Below are 17,590 nucleotides of genomic sequence, written 5' to 3'. Positions count from 1 at the left end.
CGGCCATGGAAATCTATCAGATCCGCGCCTTCGTCACGGTCGCCCGGCTGGGCAACCTGACGAAGGCGGCCGAAGCGCTGTCGCTGACCCAGCCTGCGGTCACCGCGCAGATCAAGGCGCTGGAGCAGAGCCTGGGCGTGGCGCTGTTCGACCGCAGTGGCGGGCGGCTGGCGCTGGCCAAGGCGGGCGAAGTGTTGTTGCCCACGGCGGAATCCCTGCTGGTGCTGGGCGCGCAACTCAAATCCGAAGCGCAGCAACTGCAAGGCAGCCTGCACGGGGTGGTGGAACTGGGCGTGCCCAGTGAAATGCCGGATTTCCTGCGCCTGGGCGAATTGGCCTCCGCCGTGAACCAGCGGCTGCCGCTGGTGGAACTGAAGACCCAGACGCTACCTGCCGCCACGCTGGCCGAACAGGTCAGCACGGGCCGCCTTCCCGCCGCGCTGACGATTGCCGCCAACCCGCCGCGGGGTGTGCTGTGGCTGCCGTTGCGCAGCGTGCGTTACCGCATCGCCATGCCGAAGGAACATGCCGCGGTGCTCAAGCGCGGCGGCTGGCGGGAAGTGGCGCAACTGCCCTGGCTGGACGGACCGTCCGGCTGCCACACCCATCTGTTGCTGCGCGACATGTTCGAACGCCACGGCCTGTCGCCGCGCATCATCATGCAGCATGACGACCAGGCCAACCTGGATGCGCTGGTGCGCGCCGGCGCGGGCTGCGCGCTGCTGCGCGAGGAAACCGCCCTGGCCGGCGCCGCGTCCAACGATTTCATCGTATGGGGCCAGGCCCGCGTGGACGCCATGCTAGGCTTCATCCTGCCCTACGAGCGCGCTAGCGAGCCCGCGCTGGTCGCGTTAAGCTCGATCATTCAAACCATCTGGAAGCCGCGCGCGGCGATCACGCCGGCCCAGCTTTAAGCCTTACTCCCGCATCACGATCCCAATGACTGAAATCTGGTTCATCCGCCATGGCGAAACCGACTGGAACCGCCAGCGCCGCCTGCAAGGCTGGCAAGACATCCCCCTGAACGAATTCGGCGTCAACCAGGCCAGCCTGCTGGCCGCGCGCCTGCGCGAAGAGGCCCGCCACACGCCGATTCACGCCATCTACAGCAGCGACCTGCAACGCGCCCACGCGACCGCCGTGCCCGTGTCCGAACAACTGGGCCTGCGCGTGCGCGTGGAGCCCGGCATCCGCGAGCGCGGCTTCGGCGTGCTGGAAGGCCTGGACCACGACCGTATCGACGTGCAGGCCCCCGAGGCCGCGGCCGCCTGGAAAAGCCGTGACCCGTTGCGCCCGCTGGATGGCGGCGAAACGCTGGGCCAGTTCCAGTCGCGCGTGATCTCCACCGTGGACGACATCGCCAGCCGCCACGACGGCGAACGCATCCTGCTGTTCACGCACGGCGGCGTGCTGGACATCATCTGGCGCCATGCGTCGGGCGTGCCGCTGAATGCGCCGCGAGATGCCGCGTTGCTTAACGTCAGCATCAATCGCGTCGGCGTGCAGGGCCGCAAATGGGAAGTGCTGGACTGGGGCGATGTGGGACACGTGGCCGATGAAGTCGGCGACGACGTAGTGCCGTAACCGGCAAGCGCCCGAAGCGTAAAGCGGGGCTTATCCCGCCTTACGCGGCTTGCGCGGCGCGTTGCGCGCCAGCTTGTCATACACTGCGTTGGGCAGCAGGCGCATCAGCTTGGCCACCACGCCCATCTGCCACGGAATCACCTTATACGATGTGCCACGCTCGATCGCCGCATGCGCGCGTTGCGCAAAGGCGTCCGCTTCCATCAGGAAGGGCATCGAATACGGGTTCTTCGCCGTCATGGCGGTCTTGATGTAGCCGGGGGCGATCGTCACGACCCGGATGCCGTCCGCCGCCAACTCCAGCCGCAGGCTTTCGCAGTAGGTCACCACCGCGGACTTGGACGCGCTGTACGCGCCCGCGCCCGGCAGGCCGCGCACGCCGGCCACACTGGCGATGCCCACCAGCCGGCCGGCACCCGCCACCCGCATGGCGCCCACGAACGGCTCGAAGGTCGCAACCGTAGCCAGCAGATTGGTGTCGACGATGGCTTTGAACACGTCATAGTCTTCGCCGTGCTCGGTCAGCGTGCCCGCGCTGATGCCGGCGCTGGCGATGACCACGTCCACCCTGCCCTGGCAGAACGCGATGAAATCCGCCGCCGCCGCGTGCAACGCGGCGCGGTCGCGCACGTCCACCGCGTAGCAGCGATGTTCGCCCGGCAGGCTGTCGGCCAATTCGCGCAGCGCGTCTTCGCGCCGGCCCAGCAAGCCCAGCGTGGCGCCCGCTGCGGCGTACTGCTGCGCCAAGGCGCGGCCCAGGCCACTGCTGGCGCCGGTAATGAAGACTCGGTTCATGGATCGTCGTAAGCAGAGATGAAAAAGGGGCGACCCTCTTTAACAAGGGCCGCCCCGGCATCCTACATCAAGCGTGCGCGGCTGGCTTCAAGCCGCGCGCCCGCTTTTCGCTTTAGTTCTTCAACAGAGATGCGTGCAGATCCTGCAACGGATACACCTGCAGGCCCAGGCCCTGGCGCAGATACTGCATGCCCTCGACCGCGGCGCGGGCGCCGGCGATGGTGGTGAAGAAGGTGACGCGAGCCGCCAGCGACTGGGTACGGATGGTGCGCGAATCAACAATGGCGTTGCGACGCTCTTCGACCGTGTTGATGACCAGCGCGATTTCGCCGTTCTTCACCATGTCGACGATGTGCGGACGGCCTTCGGTGACCTTGTTGACCACTTGCACCGGAATGCCGGCCGCTTCGATCTCGGCGGCCGTGCCGCGCGTGGCGACCAGCTTGAAGCCCAGTGCGTGCAGGCCGCGCGCCACTTCCACGGCGCGGGGCTTGTCCTGGTTCTTCACGCTGATGAACACCGTGCCGGAATCCGGCAGGCGCACGCCAGCAGCCAGCTGCGACTTCACGAAGGCTTCGCCGAAGCTCATGCCCACGCCCATCACTTCGCCGGTCGACTTCATTTCCGGGCCCAGGATGGTGTCCACGCCCGGGAACTTCACGAACGGGAACACGGCTTCCTTGACCGAGAAGTAAGGCGGCACGACTTCCTTCGTGATGCCTTGCGCCGCCAGCGTCTGGCCGGCCATGGCGCGCGCGGCGATCTTGGCCAGTTGCAGGCCGGTGGCCTTGGACACGTACGGCACCGTGCGCGATGCGCGCGGGTTCACTTCCAGCACGTAGACGTCGCCGCCCTGGATCGCGAACTGCACGTTCATCAGGCCGCTGACGTTCAAGGCCTTGGCCATCATCGTGGTCTGGCGCTTGATCTCGGCGATGACTTCCGCCGACAGCGAGTACGGGGGCAGGCTGCAAGCCGAGTCGCCCGAGTGCACGCCGGCCTGTTCGATGTGTTCCATGACGCCGCCGATGAAGACGGTTTCGCCGTCGGCCAGGCAGTCCACGTCCACTTCGGTGGCGTTGTTCAGGAAGCGATCCAGCAGCACGGGCGAGTCATTACTGACCTTCACGGCCTCGCGCATGTAGCGCTCGAGGTCTTGCTGCTCGTGCACGATTTCCATGGCGCGGCCGCCCAGCACGTAGCTGGGGCGAACGACCAGGGGATAGCCGATTTCGGTGGCGTGGGCCAGGGCCTCGCCTTCGGTGCGCGCGGTGCGGTTGGGCGGCTGGCGCAGGCCAAGCTTGTTCAACAGCTTCTGGAAACGCTCGCGGTCTTCGGCAACGTCGATGGATTCCGGGCTGGTGCCGATGATCGGCACGCCGTTGGCTTCCAGGGCGCGCGCCAGCTTCAACGGGGTCTGGCCGCCGTACTGGACGATCATGCCGACCGGGTTTTCCTTGTGGACGATTTCCAGCACGTCTTCGAGCGTCAGCGGCTCGAAGTACAGACGGTCGGAGGTGTCGTAATCGGTGGACACGGTTTCCGGGTTGCAGTTGACCATGATGGTCTCGTACCCGTCTTCGCGCAGCGCCAGCGCGGCATGCACGCAGCAATAGTCGAATTCGATGCCCTGGCCGATCCGGTTCGGGCCGCCGCCCAGCACCACGATCTTCTTGCGATCGGTGGGCGCGGATTCGCACTCTTCCTCGTACGTGGAGTACATGTAGGCGGTGCGGGTGGCGAATTCGGCGGCGCAGGTGTCGACGCGCTTGTAGACCGGGCGCACGTTCAGCTGGTGACGCAGCTTGCGCACTTCGGATTCAGCCGAGTCCAGCAGGAAAGCCAGGCGGCGGTCGGAGAAACCGCGGCGCTTCAGTTCCCACAGGGTGGCGTAGTCCAGATCGGCCAGCGTCTTTTGTTCCAGCGCCAGTTCGATGTCGACGATTTCCTTGATCTGCGACAGGAACCACGGGTCGATGTGCGTGATGTTGTGCACTTCGTCCAGCGTGAAGCCTTGCGCGAAGGCATCGCCCACGTACCAGATACGTTCCGGACCGGGCTCGCCCAGCTCGACTTGCAGCTTTTCGCGGTCGGTCGTCTTCTGGTTCAGGCCGTCGACGCCGACTTCCAGGCCACGCAGCGCCTTCTGGAACGATTCCTGGAAGGTACGGCCGATGGCCATGACTTCGCCCACGGACTTCATCTGGGTGGTCAGGCGCGCGTCGGCGGTGGGGAATTTCTCGAACGCGAAACGCGGCACCTTGGTGACGACGTAGTCGATCGACGGTTCGAACGAGGCGGGCGTTGCGCCGCCAGTGATTTCGTTCTTGAGCTCGTCCAGCGTGTAGCCCACGGCCAGGCGCGCGGCGACCTTGGCGATGGGGAAGCCGGTGGCCTTGGAAGCCAGCGCCGACGAACGCGACACGCGCGGGTTCATCTCGATGACGATCATGCGGCCGTCGCGCGGGTTGACCGCGAACTGCACGTTCGAACCGCCCGTATCCACGCCGATCTCGCGCAACACCGCGATCGATGCATTACGCATGATCTGGTATTCCTTATCGGTCAGCGTCTGGGCCGGCGCCACGGTGATCGAGTCACCGGTGTGCACGCCCATCGGGTCCAGGTTTTCGATCGAGCAGACGATGATGCAGTTGTCCGCCTTGTCGCGGACCACTTCCATCTCGAATTCCTTCCAGCCCAACAGCGACTCTTCGATCAGCAGTTCGCTGGTCGGCGAAGCTTCCAGGCCGCGGCGGCAGATGGTTTCGAATTCTTCGGCGTTGTAGGCGATGCCGCCGCCCGAGCCACCCATCGTGAAGCTGGGGCGGATCACGGCCGGGAAACCCGAGGTGCCGACTTCAGCCGCGATGCGGCGCTGCACTTCCCAGGCTTCGTCCATGCTGTGGGCCACGCCCGACTTGGCCGATTCCAGGCCGATGTCGGTCATGGCCTGCTTGAACTTCTGGCGGTCTTCGGCCTTTTCGATGGCGTGCTCGTTGGCGCCGATCAGTTCCACGTTGTGCTTTTTCAGCACGCCGTGGTGGGCCAGGTCCAGCGCGCAGTTCAGCGCGGTCTGGCCGCCCATGGTCGGCAGCAGCGCATCGGGCTTTTCACGCTCGATGATCTTTTCAACGGCTTGCCAGGTGATGGGCTCGATGTAGGTGACGTCGGCCGTTTCCGGGTCCGTCATGATCGTGGCGGGGTTGCTGTTCACCAGGATGGTGCGGTAACCCTCGGCCTTGAGCGCCTTGCAAGCCTGTGCGCCGGAATAGTCGAATTCGCAGGCCTGCCCGATGATGATGGGGCCGGCGCCGATGATGAGTATGCTTTTTAGGTCTGTACGCTTGGGCATGATGCAATCTTTACTTTTGGCCGGACATCAGGGCGATGAACTTGTCGAACAGTTCAAGGATGTCGTGCGGACCCGGGCTGGCTTCGGGGTGACCCTGGAAGCAGAAGGCCGGGCGATCGGTGAGCTCGAAGCCCTGCAGGGTGCCGTCGAACAGCGACACGTGCGTGACGCGCGCATTGGCCGGCAGGCTGGCGGCGTCGACCGCGAAGCCGTGGTTCTGGCTCGTGATGAACACGCGCTTGGACTGGAGGTCCTGCACGGGGTGGTTCGCGCCGTGGTGGCCCGTCTTCATCTTGAGCGTCTTGCCGCCCACGGCCAGGCCCATGATCTGGTGGCCCAGGCAGATACCGAACACCGGCAGTTTCTTGTCCAGGAACGTGCGCGTGGCGGTGATCGCGTAGTCGCAGGGCTCGGGGTCGCCGGGGCCGTTGGACAGGAACACGCCATCAGGATTGAGCTTCAGGACTTCTTCGGCGCTGGTTTGCGCCGGCACCAAGGTCAGGCGGCAGCCACGGTCGGCCAGCAGGCGCAGGATGTTGGTCTTGATGCCGAAGTCATAGGCCACGACGTGGAACTTGGATTGGTCGGGCTTCGCGAAACCCTTGCCCAGCTGCCAGGTGCCTTCAGTCCATTCGCTGCTGGTCTTGACCGACACTTCGCGGGCCAGGTCCTGGCCGGCCATGCCGCCAAAGCCGCGAGCCAGTTCAACGGCGCGCTCAGCGTCGGTGCCGACGAATATGCAGGCGCCCTGGGCGCCTTTTTCACGCAGGATGCGCGTGAGCTTGCGGGTGTCGATGCCGGAAATGGCGACGATGCCCTGCGCGGCCAGATAGTCGGGCAGGGATTGCGTGGAACGGAAGTTCGACACGCGGGCGGGACAGTCGCGGACCACCAATCCGGCGGCATAGACGCGATTGGCTTCCACGTCTTCGGCGTTGACGCCGGTGTTGCCAATGTGCGGATAGGTCAGCGTGACGATCTGACCGCTATAGCTGGGATCGGTGAGAATTTCCTGGTACCCGGTCATCGCGGTGTTGAACACCACTTCGGCAACGGTAGCCCCGTGCGCACCGATCGACACGCCTCGAAAAATGGTACCGTCCGCCAGAGCCAGAATTGCAGGAGGGAAGCGGTTGATCCCCTCGGGAAAAAGTTGCGGCAGCACAGTAAACCCCGGTTTTAGAATCGATAATCAAACCTTCGGATTATACCTTGACCCGGCGTTTTTCCCGGAGAACCGCGCCAAATAAGGCCGGAATCGGTGATTTCCCCCTTTCGGCCTGCGGTGTCGCGCCATCGCGCTTAGGGTTGAGCCCAGGGCAGGCCTTTGGCTGACAGCACGTCGCAAGCGGCAGTGATACGCTAGGGACACCTTCAACCCTTGCCGTTGTGAGCCGTATCTGTCCATGTCCAGCCAACTTGACGCCCTGCGCAATCACACCACCGTTGTCGCCGACACCGGGGATTTCGAAGCGATGAAGGCGTTGCGTCCCACAGACGCCACTACCAACCCGTCCCTTATTCTTAAAGCCGTCCAGCAGGACGCCTACCGCCCGCTGCTGGAAAAGACGGCGCGCGACCATGGCGGCGCCTCGACGCCCGAGCTCGTGGACCGCCTGCTGGTCGCCTTCGGCCGCGCCATCCTGAACATCGTGCCGGGCCGCGTGTCGACCGAGGTGGATGCCCGCCTGTCGTTCGACACCCGCGCCACCATCGAACGCGCCCGCGGGCTGATCGCGCTGTATGAAGCCGCCGGCGTCCCGCGCGAACGGGTGCTGATCAAGATCGCGTCCACCTGGGAAGGCATCCAGGCCGCCCGCGCCTTGCAGGCCGAAGGCGTGCGCTGCAACCTGACGTTGCTGTTTTCCCTACCCCAGGCCGTGGCCTGCGCCGACGCGAACGTGCAGCTGATCTCGCCCTTTGTCGGCCGCATCTACGATTGGTACAAGAAAAATGCCGGCGCGTCCTGGGTGGAAGCCGACAACGCCGGCGCGCGGGACCCCGGCGTGCTGTCCGTGACGCGCATCTACCGTTATTACAAGCAGCACGGCATCCCCACCGAGATCATGGGCGCCAGCTTCCGCAATGCGGGACAAATCGTGGCGCTGTCGGGCTGCGACCTGCTGACGATCAGCCCCGACCTGCTGAACCAGTTGGCCAGCACGCCGGGCGACGTGCCCGCGCAATTGCGCGCCGACGACACGGGCGAACCCATCGCGCGCATCGGGTCAGACGAAATCACGTTCCGCACCCTGCTCAACGACGACGCCATGGCTACAGAGAAACTGTCGGAAGGCATCCGCCTGTTCGTGGCGGACGCGATCAAGCTGGACGCGCTGATCGAGGCACAACGCAGCTAAGGCGATTCCGGGGCCGCGGGCCTTCGCTGGCACGCGCCCCCTTTTCCCGCCGCCCTAGCGGTGGTCGTGCGAATGCACCTGCAGCGCTTCCAGAAAGCGCGACACCATGTTGTATGCCGCGACCGTCGCGGTCAGTTCGACGATGAGCTTTTCCGACCCCATCGCCGCCCGCGCCGCGTGGAACACCGGTTCCGGCACCTGCACCTGGCGGGTCATCGCATCGGTGTAGGCCAGCACGGCCTTTTCGCGTTCACTGAACAGGTCCGAGTCTTCCCAAGCGCCCAGCGCATCCAGCTGCGCTTGCGAAACGCCCTCTTTCAGCGCGATCGGCGCATGCTGGTCAGCCTCGTACGGTGCGCCGTTGATCGCCGCCACGCGCATGATCACCAATTCGCGCAGGTCGCCAGGCAGCGTGCTCAGCTGGCGGATCGAGGTGAGGTAGTTCAACCAGCCGCCTGCTACCGCCGGGCTATGCAGCAGCATCTGGTACAGGTGCAGGACGCTGCCGCGCTCGGCAACGATGCGATCGACCAGGGGCCGTGCTTCGGGATGAGTCAAATCGGCGTAGGGAAGACGGGCCATGGGAACTCCATATAGGTGACGGGCCGCAAATGCACACATTCATACAATATATTTGACATAATGACAGCACATTGCGCGTCCCCGGTATATACCCAGAATGAATGCGCCCACCCAATCCGTCCCGCCCGTCACGCTCGCGAACTGCGATAGCGAACCGATACATGTACCGGGCGCCATCCAGCCGCTGGGCGCGCTGATTGCATTCGACGCAGACGGCAACTTGCGCTTCGCCAGTGAAAACGCGCCGGACGTGCTGGGTGCGCCGCTGACACTGGGCCAACCGTGCGCCCCCGGCGCGCTGCCTCCTGCGCTGGCCCATTACCTGCCCGTCTGGCTGGGCAATCCCGACCCCATCTTCGACCCGCTGACCATTGTGCTGAATCACGCCACGTACGACGTGATCGGCCACCGCAACGTCGACGGCCTGACGATCATCGAACTGGAATTGCGGGTCGAGGAGACGGGTATCGCCGACCCGGCGCGCATCTACCGCAGCATCGAACGGGTGCGCCACCAGCGCGACATCCAGGGCCTGCTGGAAAGCGCCGTGCGCGAAGTGCGCCGCGCCACGGGTTTTGACCGCGTCATGGCGTACCGCTTCCACCCCGACGACAGCGGCGAGATCGTGGCCGAGCAACGCCACGAATCGCTGGAAGACTGGGTGGGCCGCCGCTATCCGGCCGGCGACATCCCGGCGCAGGCGCGCCGCCTGTACACCGTCAACACCCTGCGCCAGATCGCCGACGCGCGCTATACGCCGATCCGCGTGCTGGGTGCGCCCGGCACCGACCCGCAGCCGCTGGACATGAGCTTTTCCGCGTTGCGCAGCGTGTCGCCGATCCATCTGGAATACATGGCGAACATGGGCGTGCAAGCGTCGATGAGCCTGTCGATCGTCATCGGCGGCCGGCTGTGGGGCATGATTGCCTGCCACCATCATTCGCCGCGCCCGATCCCCTACCCGGCCCGCCAGGCCTGCGAAGCGCTGGCTCAGGTACTGTCGGCCGCGCTGGCCAATTTCGAAGGCAGCGAACGCGCCGGTGAAATGCGCCGCAATGCAGCGTTGGTCAGCGAACTGGCCGAACGGGTATCCGCATCAGAAAACCTGCACCTGGCTCTGTCCGCCGGCCCTACGACGCCCGCCTCGCTGATCCCGAACGACGCCGCGCTCTGCCTGTGGGGCAACAGCGTTACCGTGTTCGGCGGCATCGCGCCGCGCGGCGAACTGGCCGGCATCCTGTGCGCGCTGGACCAGAGCGGCCAGCGCCTGGTGCATACGGACAACATCGCCCGCGACTATCCTGACCTGCAGACCGACCTGGTGCCCTACGCCGGGCTGCTGGCCTGCAAGTTCGACCCCATGAACAACGGCTGGCTGATCTGGCTGCGCAAAGAACAGATCGAAACGCTGGTGTGGGGCGGAAAGCCGGAAAAGCAGTACACCGTCGGCAATCTGGGGCCGCGCCTGACTCCCCGCGGCTCGTTCGATGCCTGGCGCGAAGTCGTGCGCAACACCTGCACGACCTGGCTGCCCGCCGAACGGGAGGCCGCCGACAACCTGCGCGACGAACTGTCCCACATCGCGACCAGCCGCGCCGCTGACGTGGACCGCGCGCGCACCGCGCTGCTGGCCATGCTGGGCCACGACCTCCGTGACCCGCTGCAGTCCATCTCCATGGCCGCCACGCTGTTGTCCAAGACGGATTCCGGGGCCCGCATGGGCGAACGCATCCGGTATTCCAGCGGCCGGATGCAACGGCTGATCTCGCAGGTACTGGACCTGTCCCGCCTGCAGGGCGGCATGGGGCTGGGCATCGAAAAGCGGCTGTGCAAGCTGAGCGATCTGGTCAACGGCCTGATCGATGAAAAGCGCCAGGCGTATCCTGGGCTGCGCATCGAGCCCGAGGTGGCATCCGGCCTGGAACTGATGGCCGATACCGATCGCATCGCCCAGGTCGTGACCAACCTGATGAGCAATGCGCGCCAGCACGGCGCCCCGCGCCAGCCCATCCATGTGCTGGCACGGCAGGTAGGCGACAATATCGAACTGCGTGTCGTGAACCACGGCGCGCCGATCGCGGAAGAGGTGCTGACGCACCTGTTTTCGCCTTTCAAACCCGAGTCGATGGGCCATTCGCGTAACCGCAATGGCCTGGGACTGGGCCTGTACATCGCCGATCAGGTCGTGCGCGACCATGATGGCGAGATCGCGGTCGAATGCCGCGACGGCCTGGTCATTTTCACGGTGACGCTGCCGCGCGACCTGCGCGATGCGCCCGCCCTTTGATTTCTGGAGGTACCGTTTTGAACGACGTGCGCGCGATTCGCGTCCTGCTGGTTGACGATAATGAAATGGGCTCGGAGCTGCTTGCCGAGTTCCTGGCGCTTTCGGGCGTGGAAACGCGGTGCGCCGCTACCGGCGAAGCCGCCCTGGAACTGGCCGACAGCTTTGCCCCCGAGGCCGTGCTGGTGGACATCCTGCTGCCCGACATGGACGGCTACGAGCTGGCCGCCAAGCTGCGCGCACGCGGCAGCCCTCCCCTCATCTATGCGCTGAGCGGACTGGCCCGCCAGGAACGGCGCGACGACACCGACAGCATGTTCAACGGCTGGATCGAAAAGCCCGCCGACCCCGACGCGCTACTGGCCATCCTGCGCCAGGCGCATTAGCGTGGCAACCCCGATGCCGACCCCAACGCTCCTGCAAACCCTGGCCGCGCACGGCGTGCGCCTGAAGGTGCTGGCCCAGGTCTTTCCCGTGCTTCGCCACGAGGTGGTCGGCCCGCTGTCGAACGCCACGCTGGCGGCCGCCATGTTGCGCCAGAGCCCTGAAGGCGCCAGCCCCGACGCCCTGCAGCAACGTTGCCACAGGCTGGCCGGCGATCTGACGGGCATGCTCGAAGACAGCGTCGCCATCGTGCGCGACCTGGATCAGTGGCTGGTCGACCAAGACGCGTCCACATCGGCCGAGGCCTTGCTGCGTGAATGCCGTAAGCTCATGTTCTCGCACCTGCTGCTGTCCGGGCGCAGCGTCACCTGGTCCGAAGACATCGCCGCGGTGCAGTTGCCGCAATTCGCGTCGCGCTACCTGCTGCTGGCGTGGTTGCTGTGCCTGCTGCCGGCGCTGCCCGCCGGCGCGTCGCTGACGCTGGATTTTTCACAGGCGGATGCCTGGCACGCCCGTTTCTCCGCGGCTGCGGACTTCAGCGAAGTCCAGCCCACCGCTTTCGATCCGCAGGAAGTCGACCTTCTTGCGGCCGCATCAGGCTGGCGCCTGGAGCGTCAAACGCATCATTGGACGCTGCACCTGCCTGCCCCCACCCTCGACAAGTGAGTGGCCGACATGATTTCCCCCGTTCATCAGGTGCTTCGAGAAGGCACGCGTGACAGGCACGAAACGCTGGACCAGGGCCTGGCCCTGACCAGCGGCGACGTGGACCGCGCCGATTATCTGAATTACCTGCGCGCCTTGCTGGGCTGGCTGGAACCGCTGGAGCAGCGGCTCTGGCAATTGGACTGGCCGGACAGCCTGCAAGCCGGCACACGTGCGGGCAAGAGCGACTGGATCCGCGCCGATCTGGCCGATGCCGGGGATGCCGAGCCTGTGCCGCAATGCGCGGATGCGCCGCGCGTGGATGCGGCGAACGCTTACGCCTTGGGCGTGGCCTACGTGGTGGAGGGGTCGCAATTGGGCGGACGCTTCCTGGCCAAGCACCTGGCCGACGTCACTCCTGCCCTGCCGCTGCGCTATCTGCGTGGCTACGGCGAACAGGTGGGGCCGATGTGGAAAGCGTTTCTGCAGTATCTGGACAGTGAGGCCGGGGCCCAGGGAAGCGAGGCCCATGCCCTGCAAGGCGCCCGTGACGCCTTTGACAGCCTGACAGCCTGGCTGCACAGCCGGCAGGCGCTGCGAGCCTGAGCCGCCAGGACCGCCCGCGCGGCGGCTGATACGCCGCCGCCGGACAGCCGGGCTACAACTTTTCGGTTTCGCCCGATTTGGGCTGCCACTTCATCAGGCGCTTTTCACCAATGCCGACGATGTAGTCCAGCACCAGCGCGAACGCCGTCAGCACGACGATGCCCGCGAACACCGTATTCACGTCGAACGTGCCTTCCGCTTGCAGGATCAGGTAGCCCACGCCGCTTGCCGAGCCCAGGTATTCCCCGACCACGGCGCCCACGAAGGCCAGGCCCACGGACGTATGCAGGCTGGAGAACACCCAGCTGGTGGCGGACGGCAGATAGACGTGGCGCAGCAATTGGCGTTTGCGCGCGCCCAGCATGCGGGCGTTGTCCAGCAAGGTGGGGCTGACTTCGCGCACGCCCTGGTAGACGTTGAAGAACACGATGAAGAACACCAGCGTGACGGCCAGCGCCACCTTGGACCAGATCCCCAGCCCGAACCACATCCCGAAGATGGGCGCCAGAATGACGCGCGGCATCGAGTTGGCGGCCTTGATGTAGGGATCGAGGATGGCGCTTGCGCGCGGCGACAACCCAAGCCACAGGCCGAAACCCAGGCCGGCGATGGTGCCAATGAAGAACGCCAGCACGGTTTCGGTCAGGGTCACCCAAAGGTGCGTGTAGATATCCGCGTTGGTGACGAACCAGGCCCAGATGCGGCCCCAGACCTTCAGCGGCTCGCCGAAGAAGAACGCCACCTTCGAATCGCGCGATGCGAAATGCCAGACGCCCAGAATGACGACCAGCAGCAGCAGTTGCCAGAAGCGCAGGCTGGCGGAACCGGATTTGAATGACTTCGACATACCTCAGGCTCGCTTCTGTTGGGCATAGCCCTTGAGGACTTCTTCGCGCAGCACCGCCCAGATGGCCGTATGCAGCTCGACGAAACGCGGATGGGCGCGCACCTCAGCCACGTCGCGCGGACGCGGCAGGTCGATCACGAATTCGCCGATCGGATGCGTGCCCGGCCCTGCCGACAGCACGATCACGCGGTCGCTCATCGCGATGGCTTCGTCCAGGTCGTGCGTGATGAACAGCACGGCCTTGCGCTTGGCCATCCACAGCTCCAGCACTTCGTTTTCCATCAACTGGCGCGTCTGGATGTCCAGCGCGGAAAACGGTTCGTCCATCAGAATGATGTCAGGATCGCGGATCAGCGTCTGGGCCAGCATGGCGCGCTTGCGCATGCCGCCCGACATCTGGTGCGGATACCGGCTTTCAAAGCCGCCCAGGCCCACACGGCGCATCCACTCCCGGCCGCGCTCCAGCGCTTCGGGACGCGGCACGCCGGCGAAATCCAGCCCGGCCACCACGTTGTCCAGCGCGCTGCGCCAGGGCAAAAGCGCCTCGCCCTGGAACATGTAGCCCGCCCGCGCGTTGATGCCCGTCAACGGTTGGCCGAAGACCAACACCTGCCCCGACGACGGCGCCAGCAAGCCGGCGCCGACGTTGAGCAAGGTGGATTTTCCGCAACCGGTCGGCCCCACCACCGACACGAACTCCCCTGGCGCAATGGCCAGGGTCGTGTCGCTGACGGCCGTGTAGCGCTGTGACCGGTCATCACGCGACACAAAGGTGCAACTGATATTTTCCAGCGACAGCGCGGCTTCAGCCATTGGCATACTTCTCGTTGGCGCGGCGCGCGAAATCGTTGGTCCAGACCTTGGAAGGATCGATCTTCGCGCCGTCGAAGTCCGCCTGATAGGCAGCCAGGGCCTTCAACGCGGTTGCGGCGCCGTCTTCGGGGATCATACCGTCAGGCGACAGGCCTTCCAGGCTCTTGGCGATGGCGGCCTTGTAGACGGCCGGATCGCCCAGCAGATAGGTTTCCGGCACGATCTTGGCGATCTCGTCGGGGCCTGCCTTCTGGATCCACTTGTCTGCGCGGACCAGTGCATTGGTCAGTGCCTGGGTGGTGTTCGGATTGGCGTCGATGAACGCCTGCGGCGCGTACAGGCAACCGGCCGGCATGTTGCCGCCGAAGATGTCCTGGGTGTCTTTCAGGGTGCGCGTATCGACGATGATCTGGATGTCGCCCGGCATTTCCAGCATCGACACGACGGGGTCGGTGTTGGAGATGGCGTCAATCTGGCCGCTGCGCAAGGCCGTCACGGCACCGGCGCCAGCGCCCACGCCGATGATGGAGACGTCGGACGCCTTCAGGCCGTGCTTGGCCAGGAAGAAGCTGACCACCATGTTGGTGGACGACCCAGGCGCGGTCACGCCGATCTTCTTGCCCTTCAAGTCGGCCGGGCCCTTGTAGTTGGGCAGGTTCTTCTTCGACACGCCCACGCCGATCATCGGCGCGCGGCCCTGCAGCACGAAGGCGCGGTAGGCCTGGCCCTTGGACTGCATCGACAGCGTGTGCTCGAACGCGCCCGACACCACGTCGGCGCTGCCACCCACCACGGCCTGCAACGCCTTGGAGCCGCCGGCGAAGTCGGCGATGCTGACGTCCAGGCCTTCGTCCTTGAAGTAGCCGCGGGCTTCTGCGATGGACAAGGGGAGGTAGTAGATCAGGGGCTTGCCGCCGACGGCGATCTGGACCTTGGTCTTTTCAAGCTTCTGTGCGCGCACGATGGCGGGCGCCATGCCCATGACGCCGGCAGCGCCGGCCATCTTGAGCAAGTCACGGCGGGTAACTGACATGTGGTTGTCTCCTAATTGTCGGGTTTACCGATAGCGCCGGTCTTCGCCAGCTCATCAATAGCCGCTGAATCATACCCCAGCGATTTCAGGACTTCCTCGGTATGTTCCCCTAATGCCGGGCCCACCCAGCGCGTCTGGCCGGGGGTCTCCGACAGCTTGGGAACCACCGCCGGCAGCTTGACGGGACTGCCGTCAGCGAAGTGGTGCTGTTCGATCATCTGGCGCGCCAGGAATTGCGGATCGCTGAACATGTCGGCCACGCTGTAGATCTTGCCGACGGGCACGTCCGCGCCTTTCAGTACGCCCAGCGCCTCGTCGATGCCGCGGCCGCCGCACCACTGCTGGATGGCGCCATCGATCTCTTCGACGCGGCGCGCGCGCCCGTCGTTGCGCACCAGTTCAGGGTCTTCGGCCAGGTCGTCCCGGCCGATGGCGCGCATCAAGCGATGGAAGATGGCGTCGCCGTTGCCCGCGATGACGACGTTCTGGCCGTCGCGAGTGGTGTAAGTATTGGACGGCACGATGCCCGGCAGCGCGCCGCCGGTGCGTTCACGCACCACGCCAGCCACGTCGTATTCGGGGACCAGGCTTTCCATCATGTTGAAGACGGCCTCGTACAGGGCCACGTCCACCATCTGGCCCTGCCCGGCCTGGCAGGCCTCGCCCGTCTTGCCGTTCCAGCGGCCGCCGGTGGCGTCGCGGTGGCGCAGCGCCATCATGGCGCCGATCACGCCATGCAGCGCGGCAATCGAGTCGCCGATGGAAATGCCGACACGCAGCGGCGGCCGGTCGGGATGGCCCGACACGTAGCGCAGACCGCCCATCGATTCGCCGATGGCGCCGAAGCCCGGCTGGTCTTTCATGGGGCCGGTCTGGCCGTAGCCCGACAGCCGCACCATGATCAAGGCGGGATTGATGGCGCGCAGCTGCTCAAAGCCCAAACCCCATTTCTCCAGCACGCCCGGCCGGTAGTTTTCGACCACGACATCGGCGTCCAACGCCAGCTTGCGGGCGATCTCCTGGGCACGCGGGTCTTTCAGATTCAGGGCAATGGATTGCTTGTTGCGGGCCTGCACCGTCCACCAGAGCGAATTGCCCTCGTGCAGATGGCGCCAGCTGCGGATGGGGTCTCCGCCGCCCGTGCCGTCAGGCCCATGCGGCGTTTCCACCTTGATGACATCGGCGCCGAATTCGCCGAAGATGCGCGCGGCAAAGGGGCCGGCGATGAGCGTGCCGAGTTCCAGGACCTTGAGTCCGGTCAGCGCTGACATGGTTTGTCTTCCTCACGTTTTCTGCCGCGCCGATACGTTGCCGGCGGGCTATTGTGATGCGGCGAGCCTCAGGTGGTTTTCCGCTCCATCAAGGCCCAGGCGATCGTGCCGGCATCCACGTATTCCAGTTCACTGCCGGCCGGCACGCCGCGCGCCAGACGCGTCACGCGCAGGCCGCGTTCGCCCAGCGCTTCGCCCAGGAAGTGGGCGGTGGTTTCGCCTTCGGCGGTGAAGTTGGTGGCCAGGATCACTTCCTGCACCATGCCGTCGGTTGCCCGCTTGATGACCCGGTCGAAGTCGAGTTCGCGCGGGCCGATGCCCTCAAGCGGCGCCACCCGGCCCATCAGCACGTAGTACAGGCCGCGGTAGCCGTGGCTGGACTCGATCATGTTCTGGTCGGCCGGGGTTTCCACGATGCACAAGAGCGAAGGATCGCGCTTGGGATTGGCGCAGGTGCCGCAGACCTCTTCTTCCGAAAAGCTGTTGCACCGCGCGCAATGCTTCAGATCCCGCACCGCGCCGGCCAGCGCCTGCCCCAGCATGTCCGCGCCTTGCGGGTCATGCTGCAGCAGGTGGTACGCCATGCGTCTGGCCGATCGCACGCCCACGCCGGGCAGGCGGCGCAGCGCCTCGATCAGCGACACCAGCGGTTCGGGTTCAGGCAGTAAGGGATCCATTGCAGCCCTGAGCGGCGTCTATCAGAAGGGCAGCTTCATGCCCGGGGGCAGCGGCATGCCGGCGGTAACGCCCGCCATCTTTTCCTGGGACGTGGTTTCAGCCTTGCGCAGCGCGTCGTTGAACGCGGCAGCGACCAGGTCTTCCAGCATGTCCTTGTCGTCGCCCAACAGCGACGGATCGATCACGACGCGCTTGACGTCGTGGCGGCAGGTCATGGTGACCTTGACCAGGCCGCCGCCGGAGGCGCCTTCGACCAGGATCTCGGCCAGCGCGTCTTGCGCCTTCTTCATGTTTTCCTGCATCTGCTGCGCCTGGCGCATCAGGCCGGCCAGTTGTCCTTTCATCATGATGGA

Annotated in this window: 17 protein-coding genes; 7 read left to right on the top strand and 10 right to left on the bottom strand. The window is 65.5% G+C overall.

Translation table 11 applies throughout. The annotated features are described in order from the left end of the window. Positions 1 to 5 precede the first annotated feature (5 nt). The gene (locus tag CEY09_RS23805; protein ID WP_006222871.1) at positions 6 to 914 is read left to right on the top strand and encodes a LysR family transcriptional regulator; all 909 of its coding nucleotides are present in this window, start codon (positions 6 to 8) and stop codon (positions 912 to 914) included. A 25-nt stretch (positions 915 to 939) separates the two neighbouring features. Then, positions 940 to 1,584, top strand: coding sequence for a histidine phosphatase family protein (locus CEY09_RS23800; protein ID WP_088590508.1), 645 nt, complete (start codon positions 940 to 942; stop codon positions 1,582 to 1,584). A gap of 30 nt (positions 1,585 to 1,614) precedes the next feature. Here the strand turns inward: CEY09_RS23800 and CEY09_RS23795 are convergent, their stop codons facing one another. The 3 genes from CEY09_RS23795 to carA all read right to left on the bottom strand — a co-directional run bounded on the left by CEY09_RS23795 (position 1,615) and on the right by carA (position 6,899). Then, complete coding sequence (locus tag CEY09_RS23795) at positions 1,615 to 2,379, bottom strand: SDR family oxidoreductase (protein ID WP_088590507.1); 765 nt, start codon at positions 2,377 to 2,379, stop codon at positions 1,615 to 1,617. A 112-nt stretch (positions 2,380 to 2,491) separates the two neighbouring features. After that, positions 2,492 to 5,734, bottom strand: coding sequence for a carbamoyl-phosphate synthase large subunit (gene carB, locus CEY09_RS23790; protein WP_006222868.1), 3,243 nt, complete (start codon positions 5,732 to 5,734; stop codon positions 2,492 to 2,494). 10 nt (positions 5,735 to 5,744) lie between these two features. Beyond that, the gene (carA, locus tag CEY09_RS23785; RefSeq protein WP_006222867.1) at positions 5,745 to 6,899 is read right to left on the bottom strand and encodes a glutamine-hydrolyzing carbamoyl-phosphate synthase small subunit; all 1,155 of its coding nucleotides are present in this window, start codon (positions 6,897 to 6,899) and stop codon (positions 5,745 to 5,747) included. Positions 6,900 to 7,140: 241 nt separating this feature from the next. On the opposite strand from carA, the gene tal reads away from it, so the two are divergent. After that, positions 7,141 to 8,094 carry a transaldolase gene (tal, locus tag CEY09_RS23780; protein ID WP_088590506.1) on the top strand — a complete coding sequence of 318 codons (954 nt, stop codon included), beginning with the start codon at positions 7,141 to 7,143 and terminating at the stop codon, positions 8,092 to 8,094. Between the two features lie 54 nt (positions 8,095 to 8,148). Here tal and CEY09_RS23775 read toward each other — a convergent pair whose 3' ends face one another. After that, positions 8,149 to 8,676 carry a carboxymuconolactone decarboxylase family protein gene (locus tag CEY09_RS23775; protein ID WP_088590505.1) on the bottom strand — a complete coding sequence of 176 codons (528 nt, stop codon included), beginning with the start codon at positions 8,674 to 8,676 and terminating at the stop codon, positions 8,149 to 8,151. A 97-nt stretch (positions 8,677 to 8,773) separates the two neighbouring features. Here CEY09_RS23775 and CEY09_RS23770 point away from each other — a divergent pair, with 97 nt between their 5' ends. From CEY09_RS23770 to CEY09_RS23755, 4 genes are read left to right on the top strand one after another with little or no spacing between them, the layout of a single operon-like run. Then, positions 8,774 to 10,963, top strand: a complete 2,190-nt coding sequence (locus CEY09_RS23770; protein WP_088590504.1) for an ATP-binding protein — start codon at positions 8,774 to 8,776, stop codon at positions 10,961 to 10,963. A 26-nt stretch (positions 10,964 to 10,989) separates the two neighbouring features. Then, positions 10,990 to 11,346 (top strand): response regulator, encoded by a 357-nt coding sequence (locus CEY09_RS23765; RefSeq protein WP_234818385.1) that lies wholly within the window; start codon positions 10,990 to 10,992, stop codon positions 11,344 to 11,346. Positions 11,347 to 11,359: 13 nt separating this feature from the next. Further along, a complete protein-coding gene (locus tag CEY09_RS23760; RefSeq protein ID WP_088590502.1) occupies positions 11,360 to 12,010 on the top strand; it encodes a hypothetical protein in 651 nt (216 codons plus the stop codon). A gap of 9 nt (positions 12,011 to 12,019) precedes the next feature. Continuing rightward, positions 12,020 to 12,595, top strand: a complete 576-nt coding sequence (locus CEY09_RS23755) for a biliverdin-producing heme oxygenase (protein ID WP_088590501.1) — start codon at positions 12,020 to 12,022, stop codon at positions 12,593 to 12,595. Between the two features lie 52 nt (positions 12,596 to 12,647). Here the strand turns inward: CEY09_RS23755 and CEY09_RS23750 are convergent, their stop codons facing one another. The 6 genes from CEY09_RS23750 to CEY09_RS23725 all read right to left on the bottom strand — a co-directional run bounded on the left by CEY09_RS23750 (position 12,648) and on the right by CEY09_RS23725 (position 17,584). Then, on the bottom strand, positions 12,648 to 13,442 hold the full coding sequence (locus tag CEY09_RS23750) for an ABC transporter permease (protein ID WP_006222859.1): 795 nt from the start codon (positions 13,440 to 13,442) through the stop codon (positions 12,648 to 12,650). A 3-nt stretch (positions 13,443 to 13,445) separates the two neighbouring features. Next, positions 13,446 to 14,255 carry an ABC transporter ATP-binding protein gene (locus CEY09_RS23745; protein WP_088590500.1) on the bottom strand — a complete coding sequence of 270 codons (810 nt, stop codon included), beginning with the start codon at positions 14,253 to 14,255 and terminating at the stop codon, positions 13,446 to 13,448. Beyond that, complete coding sequence (locus CEY09_RS23740) at positions 14,248 to 15,288, bottom strand: ABC transporter substrate-binding protein (RefSeq protein WP_006222857.1); 1,041 nt, start codon at positions 15,286 to 15,288, stop codon at positions 14,248 to 14,250. The genes CEY09_RS23745 and CEY09_RS23740 overlap by 8 nt, the downstream gene beginning before the upstream one ends. 11 nt (positions 15,289 to 15,299) lie before the next feature. Next, positions 15,300 to 16,559 carry a CaiB/BaiF CoA transferase family protein gene (locus CEY09_RS23735; protein ID WP_006222856.1) on the bottom strand — a complete coding sequence of 420 codons (1,260 nt, stop codon included), beginning with the start codon at positions 16,557 to 16,559 and terminating at the stop codon, positions 15,300 to 15,302. A gap of 68 nt (positions 16,560 to 16,627) precedes the next feature. Continuing rightward, positions 16,628 to 17,236, bottom strand: a complete 609-nt coding sequence (gene recR / locus CEY09_RS23730; RefSeq protein WP_088590499.1) for a recombination mediator RecR — start codon at positions 17,234 to 17,236, stop codon at positions 16,628 to 16,630. Between the two features lie 21 nt (positions 17,237 to 17,257). Further along, positions 17,258 to 17,584, bottom strand: a complete 327-nt coding sequence (locus CEY09_RS23725; protein ID WP_006221090.1) for a YbaB/EbfC family nucleoid-associated protein — start codon at positions 17,582 to 17,584, stop codon at positions 17,258 to 17,260. Positions 17,585 to 17,590 lie beyond the last annotated feature (6 nt).

Source organism: Achromobacter marplatensis (assembly GCF_002209535.1).
Classification (GTDB): Bacteria; Pseudomonadota; Gammaproteobacteria; order Burkholderiales; family Burkholderiaceae_B; genus Achromobacter; species Achromobacter marplatensis.
The sequence above is the reverse complement of the archived record's forward strand: the minus strand, read 5'-3'. Positions and strand labels throughout refer to the sequence as shown.